The organism is Bacillus sp. 196mf (genome assembly GCF_003217275.1).
Lineage (GTDB): Bacteria > Bacillota > Bacilli > Bacillales > Bacillaceae_G > Bacillus_A > Bacillus_A thuringiensis_S.
This window is the reverse complement of sequence record NZ_QJTG01000020.1, coordinates 61,074-75,929: the sequence shown is the minus strand read 5'-3', so window position 1 is coordinate 75,929 and position 14,856 is coordinate 61,074. Positions and strand designations below refer to the sequence as shown.

The window sequence follows — 14,856 nt, the reverse complement described above, 5'->3', positions numbered from 1 at the left end:
TTTAAGCTCACCTTCTCTTAGTTATTTAATTGCACCTTTTGTTAATCCTTGTTGTAATTGTTTTTGTCCTAAAAATAGTAAAATCAATGTTGGAATAACGATAACCGTAACACCGGCCATTACACTTCCCCAATCAGTTGCAACTTCTTGAGACTGAAGCTGCTTTACACCGATTTGCACTGTTCTTACTTTTTCATCAGTGGTCACTAAAAGTGGCCATAAATACATATTCCATGTTGTTAAAAAGCTATATACTCCAAGCGTAATAAAACTCGTTTTACAATACGGTATTACAACGCTAAATAAAAATCTTATATTTCCAATCCCTTCAATAAAAGCAGCTTCTTTCAGTTCATTCGGGAGTGTCATAAAATGTTGGCGTAACAAGAAAATACCGAAAGCTGTTGCAAAAAACGGCACTGTCATCCCGGCGAAACTATTGATCCAGCCAAAGTTTTGAATCGTTAAAAAGTTAGGCACCATCGTTGCTTCCCACGGAATAAGCATCGTTGAAATAAACAGGAAGAAAATTAAGTTTCTCCCTTTAAACTGAAGAAAAACAAAAGCATAAGCTGCTAAACTTGATACGATAAGTTGTCCAATCATAACGACTGTCGATACAATTAAACTGTTATATAAGTATGTAAAAAGCGGTACTTTTTGAAAAATATTAATGAAATTATCAAAAGTAAACTGGGTCGGAAATAACCTTCTCATTTGAATATCGTCTGGTGTCATAAAGCTTATTAAAAATGCATACAGTACAGGAAAAAACACCATCACTGCACTAATAATGAGTAGCATGTATAATAGGAAATTTTGTTTCCACTGTTTAACAATCATTTATAATGCACCTTTCTCTCAGCAAACTTAAATTGAAGTAATGTAGCAACGAAAATGAAAACAAATAATACCATCGCTTGTGCACTTGCTGTTCCAAATTGATGATTCACAAACGCCTCTTTATAAATCGAGTACACAATTAAATTCGTTGCATCATTTGGTCCACCGTGCGTTAAAATATCAATTTGTCCAAAGCTTTGGAACGCACTAATTAATGTTACTGTTACAATAAAGAATAAAGTTGGCGATAGCATCGGTAATGTAACACGGCGAAGCTTATATAAATAACTAGCACCATCTATAGATGCACTCTCATATAAAGACGTATCAATATTTTGTAAACCACCTAATATAACTAAAAATGCAAAACCTGTATTCACCCAAACTGTTGTAACTGATACAGAGAATAGTGCCCAGTCCGGACTCGTTAACCATGCGATTGCAGGAAGGTTCATAGAGGCTAATATATTATTAAATAATCCTACACTTGGATGAAATAAAAATAGCCAAATCACTGCACTAGCAGCTACTGATATTCCCATCGTCGAAGAAAACAGAACTCGGAATAACCCAATACCTCTTACCTTTCCATTTGCAATCAATGCAAGAAACAAAGCAAATATAATACTCGTAGGAACTGTATATAAAACAAATAATAAAGTTGATTTTATACTTTTGTAGAAGGCTGGATCAGAGAATAAATATTGATAATTTTCTAAGCCAACGAAGAGATTAGCTTCTCCATGTATATCGGTTAAATAAAAACTATAATAAATCGTCCTAAACAATGGATAGAACAGAAAAATCGAAAATAGCAAAATAGATGGCGCCAAAAACAATAATCCTATTCTTAAATCTTTCGTTCTCTCCCATAATTTTTTCTTTTTTGACACCTTTGTTTGAACTGGTAACTTACTTACTTCGATCATTATTTCGCCACCACTTTCAACTCTTCTTCAGCTACCACTTTTAAGCGTTCATTCGTGTTTTCGTTAAAGAAGCATAACTTTTCTTGCGAGAATAATAATTTTACTTTGTCACCTTTGTTCAGGAGTAACTGTCCGATAACTTTCGCACTCCAAGTTGTTCCATTTACCGCAAAGTTCAATATAGATTCATTCCCTAATACTTCTACAGATTGCAACGTCACTTCTTGTCCCTCCTCAGACAGTGCAATATGCTCAGGGCGCATGCCTATGCGAATTGTTCCTTCTGGTAATTGCTTTAACTGTCTAATAGATAATGGAATTTGCAATTGTCCTATATGTAATACACCTTTTTCTTTATTTACTTCCCCATCATTTATATTCATAGAAGGAGAACCTATAAAGCTTGCAACAAATTCGTTTGCTGGTTCGTTATATATGTCAAGTGGTGTTCCAACTTGCTGTATACTTCCTTTATTTAAAACCATGATACGATCTCCCATAGTCATCGCTTCTATTTGATCGTGGGTAACGTAAATCATCGTAATTCCTAATCGCTGCTGAATTTCTCTAATTTCAATTCTCATTTGCGCACGTAATTTCGCATCTAAATTCGAAAGTGGTTCATCCATTAAACAGATTGGTGCTTGACTCACGATCGCCCTAGCAAGCGCAACACGCTGTCTTTGTCCGCCTGATAATTGACCTGGTTTCATTTTCACATACTCTTTCAGTCCTACCATTTCAATAGCTTCCATTAGTCGCTTTTGTCGCTCTTCTTTTTGTACTTTTCTTACCTTAAGTCCAAATAAAATATTTTCTTCTACAGATAAGTGTGGATATAATGCATAATTTTGAAATACCATTGATAGATTACGGTCTTTCGGCTCTAGATCATTTGCAACACGTTCATTAATAATTAAATCTCCCGAAGAAATCTCTTCTAAGCCAGCGATCATTCGTAATAATGTGCTTTTCCCGCATCCCGAAGGTCCAACTAAAACAAAAAATTCGCCCTTCTTAATATGAACCGATACGCCTTTAACCGCTGTCTCTTCTGCATTTTTATATACCTTTGAAACATTTTTCAATTCAATCACAAAGTTGCACTCCTTTTTTCTTCATGTATCCATACTTCATAATGACTTGTTGAAATCGCACTTGCTCCTGCACGAATTGCAATTTCCGCATCTTCTCGCGTTTGAATCAACCCGCCTGCAATAATAGGAAACTCTATTTCCTCTACTAGCTGTTTAATTATAGAAGGCATAATCCCCGGCATAATCTCTACTGCATTTGGTTTAGTCGTTTTACAATTTTCAATTGATTTAGTAAGAGATAAAGTATCTACAATAAAAATACGTTGAATTGTTTTCAATCCAATTTTATTAGCATTTCGAATTGTCGAACCCTTTGTTGAAATAATACCTTGTGCCCCGATAACATCTTGAATATACAAAAGCGCTTCCTCTGTATTCGTATTTAAACCTTGTATAAAATCACAATGAAGAAATACATCATGTCCATGTTTCTGCAATTCATATACACGCTCTGGTAATTCCAGCATTGAACCAGTCATAAGAAAAACTGTTTTCGGCAATTTTTTGTATGCTTTGTATCCTTTCCAATCCTTTATCATCGCAATATAAGGTTCTTTAAACATTTATTCCACCTAACTGTTCTATTTTTATCCAAACTAAAAACACCTACTTACATAGAACGCCTTTCTCCTTATTTGAACTCTAGGGAATAGAGCACACCTAAGAAAGTGGCACATTATATGTAAGTGGGTGTTCTCAAATATTCTCTACCCTAGTTATTTTGTTACCTTTACTATATTACGCATTTATTAAGTCAGTTTTGATAGATTGTTAATTAGGTGTTAATCGAATGTTAATATTCACCACATCATTTTTACATTAATCTAGATATTAAAATATAAATAAATAGAACGAAACAATACTTAAAATTCAATCAATATGTAAATTCATTCCATATTTAATGATTTTTAGTTTGCTTGCCACTGCTTGCAAACTAAAGTTATCCCAAGCGGTACTATAAAGTGGAATGCGCCTTTTCTCTTGTATTGATATGGCCCAGGCTGTAACAACATCAGTACCATATCCGTTCCCTTGAAACTCCGCTAAAGTTTCCACACTTGCCTCAGCAGCTACGGGCGTACTTCTGGCACTGCAACAAACAGAAACTACTTTTTCATTTTTTACAATTGCCAAATAAGGTTGCCTCCTTATTTACTCCATATACCATCCATTCATAATCTATTTTTCATGTTCAAAATAAAAATCCCATTCAAATACACATTACTGAATCCATCATACTAACTGATTTCTTCATTCTGTCTATCTAAATGGGATTATTTTTCGTTTTTTACTCTACTGGTTGTTGTGGCTGTACTACTTCATTCGCTCCAGCTACCCTCAACATATTTACAATATCTTTAAAACCTCTTTTTTCAGCGTATTGCAGTGGCGTCAGATGTTCCTTGTTAGCCATGTTTACATCTGCACCGTGATCAATAAGCAATTGAATTACTTTCTTATGGTTTTCACTACCATTTCCTAATACAATTGCTTCTAATAGCGCTGTTCCACCACGTTCATTTTTATAATTCACATCAATATCTGTATGCTCTAATAATTCTTTAACAACCTCTACATGGCCACGTTCAGATGCAGAAATAAGTGCTGTCCCACCTGACCTAGTCGTTTCTTTCGTATTAACTCCTGCATTAATTAATACTTTTACAATATCCGTATATCCTTCTCTACTTGCATAAAGAAGTGGATTACTTTTTTTCTCATCTTTAATTTCAATATTAGCACCTGCACCAATTAATGCTTTAACTGTCTCTACATGATTTTGGTACGTCGCTGCAAGGACAGGCGTTTCTCCGTTGTCACCTTCTACGTTTATATTCGCTCCATCCTGAATCAACTTCATAGCTGTCTCTGTGTCTCCAAGAGTAGCTGAAAGTAACAACTGTTTGTCCATTAAATTTATACTTTTCTCTTCTTTAGATTCTTCCTGTTCTTTATGCTTCTCTTTTTTCTTTTCATTTTTCACATGAACCGGTTTCGATTCTGGTTCTTCTTGCTTATCGCAAGCCACTACCGTCATTAAAAGTCCTAATAAAATACATAATAAAATTTTTTGTTTTCTCACAACTACAGCTCCTATGAAAGATAATGTTTTCTTAACCATTCCTCCATCACATACAATAACTCTTCTTGAGTACATTTATCCATAAGCCCTTTAGATTCCTTCTTTAATCGGATTATCTTAAGCTTATACTATGTTTCTCAACCTATTGAAATGATACGCCTGATGGCCCCATCATTAACATTATGAAGCAATTAGTTTAGCACGTTTTTACCGCATTTGTATACATTTCTAAAAAGTACATAAATGATTGCTTTAGGTTACTATATTCCATTGTAACCGTTCCGCTAAAAATTTTACACCTTTTCTATATTTGCACCTGAGTAATAATAGAAAAAGACAACTACATAGTTGTCTTTTTCTATTAATGATGTCCACCATGATTTCCTGCTTTCGGTTTCCCCATCATCTCTTTATTCATTTCCCATTTATGCTCTGCTAGCTCTTTATACGAAAGAACTTTCCCCTTATAGTTAGATACAAAGCTCTCTGCATCTTTTTTATTTTTAAATGAAATGACATTATAAGCCATCGGTGTCGTTATTGTTTTATCATATACGTAAGTAGCGTCTTCTAACGAAATCCAATCTTTCGAATCATAATCTCGGACAAATTTCTCTTTCGTCTTTTCATCTGAGTTGATCTCCATCCATTTATACATACAACCGATATCATCAAACTTTAACCCTTTTCCATTTTCTAAAATAATTTCTGTTGCAAATTGATTATCTGTTACCCCAATTTGGCAAATATCACATTTATCATGTTTCTCATCAATGGCAACAGCTGCTGTTTCCTTTTTCCCACACCCGACTACTGTAAATACGAAACATAAACATATAGCAAGTACGACATATTTTACTTTCATCAATATTCCTCCCTAGAAACCGTATACTCCACGAAAAGAATACCAAAAGGTTGTGTGAGATTTGTGAAAAAACAATGTGCTTTTTGTAATATAGGAAACAAAAAAAGATGTGTAGTTATTTCTACACATCTCTCATCACTCACAACCTGTAATTAATAAATCATCTTCTAATTTAACTAATAATGTATCCGCACTAATTTCCTGTCCCACTTCTACATTTACCAATCTTATATTTCCACTAATCCCGACTGCAATTTTTTTTAGCTCACCGTCATTTTTTCGGATCATCAGTAATTTTTCCCATTCATATACGTAAGAAGATTCATTAATAAAAATCTCCTCTACTTTTCCTTCATAAGAGCTATAAATCTCTTCTATTCTCGTTTTCATATAACATCTACTCCCTATTTCACACTTCACTATTTTCATCTTATTCTACCATTCTTACGAGGAGTGGCTTACTTTTTAAAAATTCAAATTAACTACCGTGAACAAAATGAACAAAATAAAAATTATGCTTCTAATGATGTTATTTTTCAAATTATTTACCATTTGAATAGATGCTTTTATTATAAATAAAAAACCTTTTTCTGAATTTTTATTCTATTTTGAAAGCGCAATCATTCTTTTGAGGGGGAAATTACATGTTAGCACTACTTGGATTTGTGATGGTATTTGTCTTTATGTTTTTAATTATGACGAAACGTATGTCAGCACTAGTAGCCTTAATATTAATTCCGAGTGTTTTTGCAGTAATTGGCGGATTCTATGCCAATATGGGGCCTATGATGTTAGAGGGGATTCAAAAATTAGCACCTACTGGTATTATGCTTATGTTCGCTATTTTATATTTTGGGATTATGATTGATAGCGGTTTATTTGATCCTGTCATTAGTAAGATTTTAAAATTTGTAAAAGGAGATCCTTTAAAAATCGTTGTCGGAACGGCTATATTGACTATTATCGTTTCTCTAGATGGTGATGGTACAACAACATACATGATTACAGTTTCTGCAATGTATCCACTATATAAGCGCCTTGGAATGAACCCCCTCATATTGGCTGGAGTTGTTATGTTAGGGGCGGGGGTAACAAATCTTACACCTTGGGGTGGACCCACAGCTCGTGTTATGAGCGCACTTGGACTTGAGGCTTCCGAATTATTTACACCTCTTATTCCAGGAATGATTGCTGGTGCAATTTGGGTTGTTTTCGTTGCCTACTATCTTGGAAAAAAAGAAAGAAAACGTTTAGGAATTATGGATGTACAGTATTTAAAACAAATGCAAACAATGGATGAGCAAGCTGCAACTGTTGAAGCTGCAGCGCATAAACGCCCTAAACTTCTATGGATTAACTTTTTATTAACCGCTGCATTACTTGTTTGTCTCATACTAGAAGTTATGCCGTTACCTGTTTTATTTACAGTCGCTTTTGCTATTGCTGTTATGATTAACTATCCAAACTTAGAACAACAGAAAGAACGTATTGCTTCTCATGCAGGGAATGTATTAGCAGTTGTTTCTCTCGTATTTGCTGCCGGTATTTTCACTGGTATTTTATCTGGAACAAAAATGGTAGATGCAATGGCTAACAGTGTAGTAACTCTTATACCAGATGCACTTGGACCACAACTACCAATTATTACAGCACTTCTCAGTATGCCATTCACATTTTTCATGTCTAATGATGCATTTTACTTCGGGGTATTACCTATTTTGACGAAAGCTGCTGCTACTTACGGAATTAGTGCAGCTGAAATGGGACGCGCTTCCTTACTTGGGCAACCCGTTCACTTATTAAGTCCTCTTGTCGCTTCCACTTATTTATTGGTCGGAATGGCCAAAGTTGATTTCGGTGAACATCAACGCTTCACTTTATTGTGGGCCGTTGGAACGACAATGGTTATGTTAATTACCGGAATTGTAATTGGGATTATTCCAATATAAGATGCAAAAAAACAGTAGAAGAAATAAAATCCTCTACTGTTTTTTATTATGAAGAAGCAAGAAAATACCGTCTCTCCGGTCTCCCAACACTTCCATATATTAGCTCTGCGTGGACTTTCTTCCCAGATATCAAATACTCTAAATAGCGCCTTGCCGTTGATCGGCTTACTCCAATCATTGAGCTTAACATTTCTGCTGTAATCCCTTCTTCATTAACTGTTAACATATGCTTTTTTACTTTCGCTAAAGTATAAGGATCTATCCCTTTCGGGGCATATTCTATTTGATCTCCCTTCACGCCTCTTTGAGACCATAAATATTCAATTTGTTCCGTAGATAATTGATTGTTCTTCTTTAACTGTATAATCTTTTTTTGATAGCCTTCTAGACTTGCTTTAAATCGATCAAACATTAGTGGCTTTACGATATAATCTGTTACTCCGCCCCGTAGGGCGTGCCTCACTACATCTGTTTCCGATGCCGCTGTAATCATAATAATATCTGTATCGTGCAAATGATTCCTAATATATGTGACAAGTTCCGTTCCTTGCATATCAGGTAAGTACACATCTAATAACACGAGCTGTGGCTTCACAAGCTCTAGCCATTCTTTCGCTTGTTCTCCAGTCGTTGCCGTTCCAATTACTTTAAATCCCTCAATTTTTTCAGTAAAACGACGATGAATGTCAGCAATCCGAATATCATCTTCTACAATTAATACTTCAATCTCCTCACCCATTACTATTCGCCTCTCTCTTTCGGTAGTGCAATAATAAATAACGCACCACCTAAATCCCCTTTTTCAATTGCAATACTTCCATTTAAATCTTCTACTAACTCTTTCACTTTTGCTAATCCATACCCTCGCTCTCCTCCTTCTTTCGTCGAAAAGCCTTTATAGAATATGCTAGTAATTATTTCATCATGAATCCCTTGCCCTGAATCTTCCACTTCAATTAATATTTCTTCTCCAATATCAGTTACAAACATCCTTACTTTCTTATCATTCTCTTCATTTTTTTCAATTGCTTCAAATGCATTCGTAATTAAATTTCCTAAAATAGAAACGACATAATTACTCTCAATATGTGGACTTAATTTGTCTAAACCACTTTCTCTATCTAGCATAAAATCAATCTTCAACTCTCGTGCTCTATTATAAAATCCAATTAAAATTCCACCTAGCCATGGATTTTGAATCCGCTTCATAATAAATTGAACAAAATCTTGATATACCGCTGTTTCCTTATGAATAAGCTCTAAAGCATCTTCGTATGATTCTAATTGGATAAGACCTGAAAGCGTATACAATAAATTGTTATATTCGTGCGTTTGCGCTCGTAATGCCTCTGTATATTGCTTCGTCTGAGATAATTCTGCTGTTAACTGATCCATTTCAGATTTCAAACGTAAGCTCGATACAACGCCAGTTACTTTATTCTTTACTTTAATAGGTAGACGGTTCGCAATAACAGCCTGTCCTTTTATATTTAATTGACGATCAAACTGTTCTTCACCAGTTTGAAGTACATCTAGTATCGTTGAATTAGGAATTACATTTAAAATAAATTCCCCAATAATATTTTGTTGCTTATCTAGCGAAAGAATATCATAAGCTGCTTGATTGACTAAACTAATCATGCCATTTTTATCGATTACAATAATCCCTTCACGTACAGATTGAATCACTGTACTATGCTCTTCATATAAAGATGAAATTTCTTCTGGTTCCATCCCGAACATCATTCTTTTTATACTTGCCGCTAAATATATAGAGCCGATTATTCCAATTAAAAGACCTATTATTGTAATCCAAAATACACGCTTTCCATACACTTCTACCGCTCCATGAATATCAGCCATTGAAAACCCAACAGACACCACACCAATAATTTCATTTTCCTGGTTACGGACTGGGACTTTCCCACGCAACGAAGGGCCTAATGATCCATTAGCTTTAGAAACATAAGATTTCCCTTCTAATAAAACGCCTTTATTATCTCCGCCAACCATTTTTTCTCCTATTTTATCTCGCTCAGGATGCGCATAACGAATCCCCTCTTTGTTTCCAACTACAATAAAGTCAGCCTCTGTATCAATTCGAATTTTTTCTGCGATTGGCTGAATAATAGAAGCTGGATTTTCTTTTTGAAAAGCTTCCTGAATTTCTGGTATCGCGGCAACTGTTTTCGCAACATGCAAAGCCCGTTTACCAATTTGCTCTTCTACCGTTTCAGATAATATGTAATAAAACAAATAACTCGTTAGCATAAGTACAACTAAAATAAGTGTACTAATAGTTAATGTAATTCTCGGTTGGAGTTTTAATTTTTTAAATTTCAAAACCATTCCCCTAACATGATTAAAGATAGAATTTAAAGAAAATACAGTTTTTTATTATCATAACACGGTTACTATATATTTCTTTCTTTTTTATCTTCATAAAAAAAGAAACGAAGCATAAGTACTACTTCGTTTCTTAACAGTTTATTATTATATTTTAAACTTACCAATCATCTCTTGTAATTCTTCTGCCATTTGTGATAAATGGACTGCTGCTGCATTTATTTCATCTACTGAAGCTAATTGTTCCTCAGAGGAACCAGCAATATTTTGAACACTTGCGGCATTTTCTTCAATCGTAGCTGCAATTTCATTAATAGATGCACTTACTTGTTTTGCATCTACCGTCATTTGTTTTGCTACATCTACCATGCTATCAATTTGTACAACTGTATCATTTGTAGACTTCAATATTTCGACAAAGCTTTGCTTCGTTTCATTTGCAACTACAAGTCCTGATTGTACTTCTGCTCCAACTTGATTCATAGAGCTTACTGTTTCTTTTATATCAAATTGAATCTCTTTCACTAGTTTCCCAATTTCCGTAGAAGACTGTCCTGATTGTTCCGCTAGCTTTCGCACTTCATCTGCTACAATTGCAAATCCTCTACCTTGCTCTCCAGCTCTCGCAGCCTCAATTGCCGCATTTAACGCTAATAAATTTGTCTGTTCTGCAATATGTTGAATTACTTCAAGGATTGCTCCAATTTGTTTCGACTTATCGTCTAACAAACCAATGATTTTGTCTGACTGTGAAACAGACTCATGAATTAATTGCATTTGATTCACAGTTTGTTCAACTAACTTCCCACCATTTTCAGCTTTTTTCTTCGTATACATAGAGGCTGTAGATACTAATGAAGAACTATCTGCAACACGCTGAATTCCTTCTGTAACTTCTTCTAACAATGTTGCTCCTTCTTCAACTTCTTTCGTTTGTATTTCTGCACCACTTGATACTTGCTCTATAGCCTGTGTAATTTGTTCCGTTGCTTCGCTTGTCTGCTTCATACTAGCTGTTAATTCTTCTGAAGATGCCGCTACATGACTTGCTGAAGTGTTTATATTAGAAATGACACTTTGTAACGATGCAGCCATCTCGTTAAAACTTTCTCCTAGCTGTCCAATTTCATCTTTAGAATGAACTGTAATTGATTCTGTTAAATCACCTTCACTAATCTTCTTCGATGATATGACAAGTTGTTTTAACGGTTTAATAATAGACGCAATTATGAAGTAAATTACAATCCCACCGATTATTAGTGAAATTCCAAGAACAGTTATTGTTTTATAGAAAATAGGTTCAGCCGCTTCGATAATTTCTTTGGAAGGCATAATTCCTGCTATTTTCCATCCAGTTTTCTTATTCGTTTTAAAAGTGATATTGCGATCTTCACCATCTAATGAATAATGAAAATCCCCAGCTTCCTGTTTATACAATTCTTTACTAAGTTTCTCTTCTAATTTCTCTCCTGGCTTCATTTTCGGGTGCGCTACTACATTTTTATCTTGATCAAATATCGCTACATATCCTTCCTTACCGATATTAACCATCTTAGAAGTAGTAACGATATCATTAATGATTAAGTCAATCCCAAGAACTCCACTTTTATCCTCGTTTTGTTTTGCTAGTGTAATAACAATATTTCCTGTCGTTTTTGACTTATATGGAGCAGTTACAATTACTTCTCCGCTTTTCTTCACTGCCTCTTTATACCAATCTCTTTCTGTAGGATTATATCCATCTGGCATCTGAATAGCTGGTGATTGAATGAACTGTCCATTACTAGATCCTGTATAGATTGCTTCCATTTCTGGATGCAGTTTATTGTATTCTTCTAGTTTATTTTGTATGTTTTGAATTTGATCTGCTTGGTAACTTGATTGTGTAAATAATTTCGTAAAATAAGTTGCATCTATTTTTTTACTATCCAATTCCTTATTAATTACATTATCCAAAATTTTTATATTATCTTTCGCCGAGTTTAAAATTGTTTCATTAAAATTCGTCTTCGCCTGTTGATAAGACGTCCAACCAATTACAATACTTGGAAGAATTAAAATAATAATAAATGATACAAGTAACTTTGTTTTTAAACTACTACTCCTTAATTTCCCTTGAAACATACTTCTACCCCTCCATACCGTTTTAAATGTAATTAATTAACATTTAATCTTTATATAAAAATAATACGATTTAAATGTATCAATGAGACTCTCTATCTTTTTATACATCTAAAGAATTGATACATATCTTTTTCATTCTATATAAATTAAATAATTAAAACAATGTATAAAAATGTATATTATTCGAAATATTATAATTCATAGGAGAACCTCTAGTATTTCACTTACTAGAGGTTCTTTTCACCTTACTATTCTTTTTCTACTTCTTTTTTCTCATCTTCTACTACAGATACAACAGGTTTATCGCTTGATAATTGTTGTACCGCTCCTTTTCCTGCAAATCCTTCTAATAGCTCTTTTAAGTCAATGCCAGAAGAAGCTTTTAACGTTTCTTGCATCGTTGCCATTAAATCAGTCGCATAACCCGCAACTTTTCCGGCCCCGCTATTTTTACCACCGCCGCCTGTATCGACAACTGTGATTTTATCAATATTACTAAGCGGACTTGCAAGTTCCTTCGCATAACTTGGAAGCATTTTAAGAACCATATCCATAATTGCCGCTTGACCATATAATTCAAATGCTTCTGCGATTTTTTGTTTCGCTTCTGCTTCTGCTAAACCTTTTAATCTAATAACATCTGCCTCTGCTGTACCTTGCGCTTTTTGTACTTCCGCTTTCGCTTGACCTTGTGCTTTTTCAATTTCCGCCTTCGCTAAACCTTCTACACGTACTTCTTCTGCACGTGCTCTCGCTTCTGCTTCAATCTTATATTGATCCGCATCGGCTTTTTTAATTTGTTTTACTTTTTCTGCTTCCGCTGATTGCTCAACAGCATAGCGATCTGCATCGGCTTTTTTCTTAACTTCTGCATCATATTGCTTTTCACGACGCGCAATTTCTTTTTCTTCTAACTCAATTTGCTTTTCACGCTCAATGATTTTAACGCGCATTTGCTCTTCTGTAACACCTTGTTGTGCTTTCGCTTGTTGTAATTCGTAAGAAAGATCCGCATCTGCACGCGCTTGTTCTTGTTCTCTCTTATAAGACTGTACTTTTAATTCTTTATGTTTTTCAGCTTCAGCGATTTGTGCATCACGTTGATATTCTGCTTCTTTTGCCTCTTTTTCAGCACGGGCTTTTTCAATACGTGCTTCTTTTTCACGCTCTGCATTCGCAATTGTTGCATCACGCTTAACTGTCGCAATTTGGGGCTGACCAAGCGCATCTAAGTATCCGTTTTTATCCATTATTTCTTTAATTGTGAAAGAAACAATGCGAAGTCCCATCTTCTTTAAATCTGTAGAAGCTACTTCATGTACCTTTTGAGCAAATTGCTCTCTATTACTATACGCATCTTCTACTGTCATAGAAGATAAGATAGCACGGAGATGCCCTTCTAAAACTTCTTTTGCTTCTATTTTTAACTCTTCTGTTTCTTTTCCTAAATATTGTTCAGCTGCTGTGGAAACTTCTTCAATTGTTGATCCCACTTTAATAATAGAAACACCGTTTACTGTGATCGGTACACCTTGTTTCGTATACGTATCACGTGTACCAACTTCTAATTTATAGTTTAATAAGCTTAAAGGCTCTGCTCTTTGCATAATTGGAACTACGAAAGTACCGCCCCCGCGAATAATCTTAATCTTCTTTCCATCATCAGTGGTAACTACATTCTTTCCTCCACCAAGCCAGTTCCCTGTAACAATTAACGCTTCATCCGGACCAACCGTACGATACTTCGTAATAAATACTAAAATGAGTAGAATTAAAATTGCGAGTAAAACTCCACCGATAATTAATGGAATCGTCATGTAAATTCCCCCTTATAATTTTGGTTTCTTTAAAGAATAAGCGATGTTTTGTACAAGTAAAACACCATCTTGGACTCCCTCGATAATAACCTCTGTTCCTTGCGAAATATCTTTTTTTCCAACAGTTTTAGCTGGGATTGCATTACTTCCAAATTGGGATGAAATTAATACTTCACCAAATCCTTCTGTAGGAATTGTCGTAATGACTTCTCCTTTACAACCGATAAATTCATCCATACGTTGTACGGTATTTTGTTCTGCTTCTGCAATCGGTTTTAAAATTAGTATTTTCATGATGAAAACACCGATAAAAGATATAGCAAATGCAGCCCCAAAAATAAGAATGCTATTAAAGGAAAATAAATATTCTCCTATATAACTAAGTCCACATAACATGGCGAAAAAACTAAGTAATAAAGTAACAACGGATACAGATCCGCCCCCAAAACTAAATATCGATTCAAATATATCTCCAAAAAAGATATAAATAACAGTGAGTATAGTAGCAATAATAAATCCATATAAATAAATTGTTTCAAGTGGATAACCAAACAAAGCCATTTCTTATCCCCCTCTCTTAAACAATCCCTTTTTTGTTATGTGTATGCCCCACCTCTTTCAAAGATTATCGTTCTTAATTTTCAGTTATTTCCCTTTTAAATAAAAGCCTGTAAGACAGGCCTCTAAAAAAGAACAGGAGAAACCTATTGTGACAGGCTCCTCCTAGAAAATAACCGATATATTATATATCTATATAATATACTATTTTCCACAAAAAGTAAAGTTAAACATACATTGGAAAA

The 14,856-nt window shown here is 34.6% G+C and carries 13 protein-coding genes and 2 pseudogenes; 1 reads left to right on the top strand and 14 read right to left on the bottom strand.

What is annotated here, in order from left to right:
* Nucleotides 1-21: 21 nt before the first annotated feature.
* The 8 genes and pseudogenes from ATL10_RS22760 to ATL10_RS22725 all read right to left on the bottom strand — a co-directional run bounded on the left by ATL10_RS22760 (nt 22) and on the right by ATL10_RS22725 (nt 6,207).
* A complete protein-coding gene (locus tag ATL10_RS22760) occupies nt 22-843 on the bottom strand; it encodes a carbohydrate ABC transporter permease (protein ID WP_000635946.1) in 822 nt (273 codons plus the stop codon).
* On the bottom strand, nt 840-1,772 hold the full coding sequence (locus ATL10_RS22755) for a carbohydrate ABC transporter permease (RefSeq protein ID WP_000573797.1): 933 nt from the start codon (nt 1,770-1,772) through the stop codon (nt 840-842). Before ATL10_RS22755 ends, ATL10_RS22760 begins: the two co-directional genes overlap by 4 nt.
* Entirely contained in the window at nt 1,772-2,869 is a 1,098-nt protein-coding gene (locus ATL10_RS22750; RefSeq protein WP_000571387.1) for an ABC transporter ATP-binding protein, read from the bottom strand. Before ATL10_RS22750 ends, ATL10_RS22755 begins: the two co-directional genes overlap by 1 nt.
* The gene (locus ATL10_RS22745; RefSeq protein ID WP_000472002.1) at nt 2,866-3,432 is read right to left on the bottom strand and encodes a glycerol-3-phosphate responsive antiterminator; all 567 of its coding nucleotides are present in this window, start codon (nt 3,430-3,432) and stop codon (nt 2,866-2,868) included. The genes ATL10_RS22750 and ATL10_RS22745 overlap by 4 nt, the downstream gene beginning before the upstream one ends.
* Nucleotides 3,433-3,739: 307 nt before the next feature.
* Nucleotides 3,740-4,015: pseudogene (locus ATL10_RS22740) on the bottom strand (GNAT family N-acetyltransferase); the annotation flags it as partial.
* A 142-nt stretch (nt 4,016-4,157) separates the two neighbouring features.
* Entirely contained in the window at nt 4,158-5,027 is an 870-nt protein-coding gene (locus ATL10_RS22735) for an ankyrin repeat domain-containing protein (RefSeq protein ID WP_000287336.1), read from the bottom strand.
* A 286-nt stretch (nt 5,028-5,313) separates the two neighbouring features.
* Nucleotides 5,314-5,817, bottom strand: coding sequence for a nitrous oxide reductase accessory protein NosL (locus tag ATL10_RS22730; protein WP_110497560.1), 504 nt, complete (start codon nt 5,815-5,817; stop codon nt 5,314-5,316).
* 135 nt (nt 5,818-5,952) lie between these two features.
* Nucleotides 5,953-6,207 carry a hypothetical protein gene (locus ATL10_RS22725; protein ID WP_000857376.1) on the bottom strand — a complete coding sequence of 85 codons (255 nt, stop codon included), beginning with the start codon at nt 6,205-6,207 and terminating at the stop codon, nt 5,953-5,955.
* A gap of 254 nt (nt 6,208-6,461) precedes the next feature.
* Between ATL10_RS22725 and ATL10_RS22720 the strand changes: the two genes are divergently transcribed.
* Nucleotides 6,462-7,766 carry a CitMHS family transporter gene (locus tag ATL10_RS22720; protein ID WP_000880483.1) on the top strand — a complete coding sequence of 435 codons (1,305 nt, stop codon included), beginning with the start codon at nt 6,462-6,464 and terminating at the stop codon, nt 7,764-7,766.
* A 46-nt stretch (nt 7,767-7,812) separates the two neighbouring features.
* Here ATL10_RS22720 and ATL10_RS22715 read toward each other — a convergent pair whose 3' ends face one another.
* The 6 genes and pseudogenes from ATL10_RS22715 to ATL10_RS22695 all read right to left on the bottom strand — a co-directional run bounded on the left by ATL10_RS22715 (nt 7,813) and on the right by ATL10_RS22695 (nt 14,614).
* On the bottom strand, nt 7,813-8,505 hold the full coding sequence (locus tag ATL10_RS22715; protein WP_000503468.1) for a response regulator: 693 nt from the start codon (nt 8,503-8,505) through the stop codon (nt 7,813-7,815).
* Nucleotides 8,506-8,507: 2 nt separating this feature from the next.
* Complete coding sequence (locus ATL10_RS22710; RefSeq protein ID WP_003269387.1) at nt 8,508-10,115, bottom strand: ATP-binding protein; 1,608 nt, start codon at nt 10,113-10,115, stop codon at nt 8,508-8,510.
* A 144-nt stretch (nt 10,116-10,259) separates the two neighbouring features.
* Nucleotides 10,260-11,120: a methyl-accepting chemotaxis protein gene (locus ATL10_RS32405; protein ID WP_369812832.1), complete on the bottom strand. Its 861-nt coding sequence runs from the start codon at nt 11,118-11,120 to the stop codon at nt 10,260-10,262.
* An 81-nt stretch (nt 11,121-11,201) separates the two neighbouring features.
* Nucleotides 11,202-12,236 (bottom strand): annotated as a pseudogene (locus ATL10_RS32400) (HAMP domain-containing protein); the annotation flags it as partial.
* 248 nt (nt 12,237-12,484) lie between these two features.
* Nucleotides 12,485-14,053: a flotillin family protein gene (locus ATL10_RS22700; protein ID WP_000155000.1), complete on the bottom strand. Its 1,569-nt coding sequence runs from the start codon at nt 14,051-14,053 to the stop codon at nt 12,485-12,487.
* Nucleotides 14,054-14,065: 12 nt separating this feature from the next.
* Entirely contained in the window at nt 14,066-14,614 is a 549-nt protein-coding gene (locus ATL10_RS22695; protein ID WP_001173144.1) for an NfeD family protein, read from the bottom strand.
* Nucleotides 14,615-14,856 lie beyond the last annotated feature (242 nt).

What these genes read in the sequence shown, in the direction of transcription:
- ATL10_RS22715 (WP_000503468.1), bottom strand. Translation starts at nt 8,505, where the DNA reads ATGGGTGAGGAGATTGAAGTATTAATTGTAGAAGATGATATTCGGATT.
- ATL10_RS22735 (WP_000287336.1), bottom strand. Translation starts at nt 5,027, where the DNA reads ATGTACTCAAGAAGAGTTATTGTATGTGATGGAGGAATGGTTAAGAAA.
- ATL10_RS22730 (WP_110497560.1), bottom strand. Translation starts at nt 5,817, where the DNA reads ATGAAAGTAAAATATGTCGTACTTGCTATATGTTTATGTTTCGTATTT.
- ATL10_RS22725 (WP_000857376.1), bottom strand. Translation starts at nt 6,207, where the DNA reads ATGAAAACGAGAATAGAAGAGATTTATAGCTCTTATGAAGGAAAAGTA.
- ATL10_RS22710 (WP_003269387.1), bottom strand. Translation starts at nt 10,115, where the DNA reads ATGGTTTTGAAATTTAAAAAATTAAAACTCCAACCGAGAATTACATTA.
- ATL10_RS22695 (WP_001173144.1), bottom strand. Translation starts at nt 14,614, where the DNA reads ATGGCTTTGTTTGGTTATCCACTTGAAACAATTTATTTATATGGATTT.
- ATL10_RS22700 (WP_000155000.1), bottom strand. Translation starts at nt 14,053, where the DNA reads ATGACGATTCCATTAATTATCGGTGGAGTTTTACTCGCAATTTTAATT.
- ATL10_RS22745 (WP_000472002.1), bottom strand. Translation starts at nt 3,432, where the DNA reads ATGTTTAAAGAACCTTATATTGCGATGATAAAGGATTGGAAAGGATAC.
- ATL10_RS22720 (WP_000880483.1), top strand. Translation starts at nt 6,462, where the DNA reads ATGTTAGCACTACTTGGATTTGTGATGGTATTTGTCTTTATGTTTTTA.
- ATL10_RS32405 (WP_369812832.1), bottom strand. Translation starts at nt 11,120, where the DNA reads ATGAAGCAGACAAGCGAAGCAACGGAACAAATTACACAGGCTATAGAG.
- ATL10_RS22760 (WP_000635946.1), bottom strand. Translation starts at nt 843, where the DNA reads ATGATTGTTAAACAGTGGAAACAAAATTTCCTATTATACATGCTACTC.
- ATL10_RS22755 (WP_000573797.1), bottom strand. Translation starts at nt 1,772, where the DNA reads ATGATCGAAGTAAGTAAGTTACCAGTTCAAACAAAGGTGTCAAAAAAG.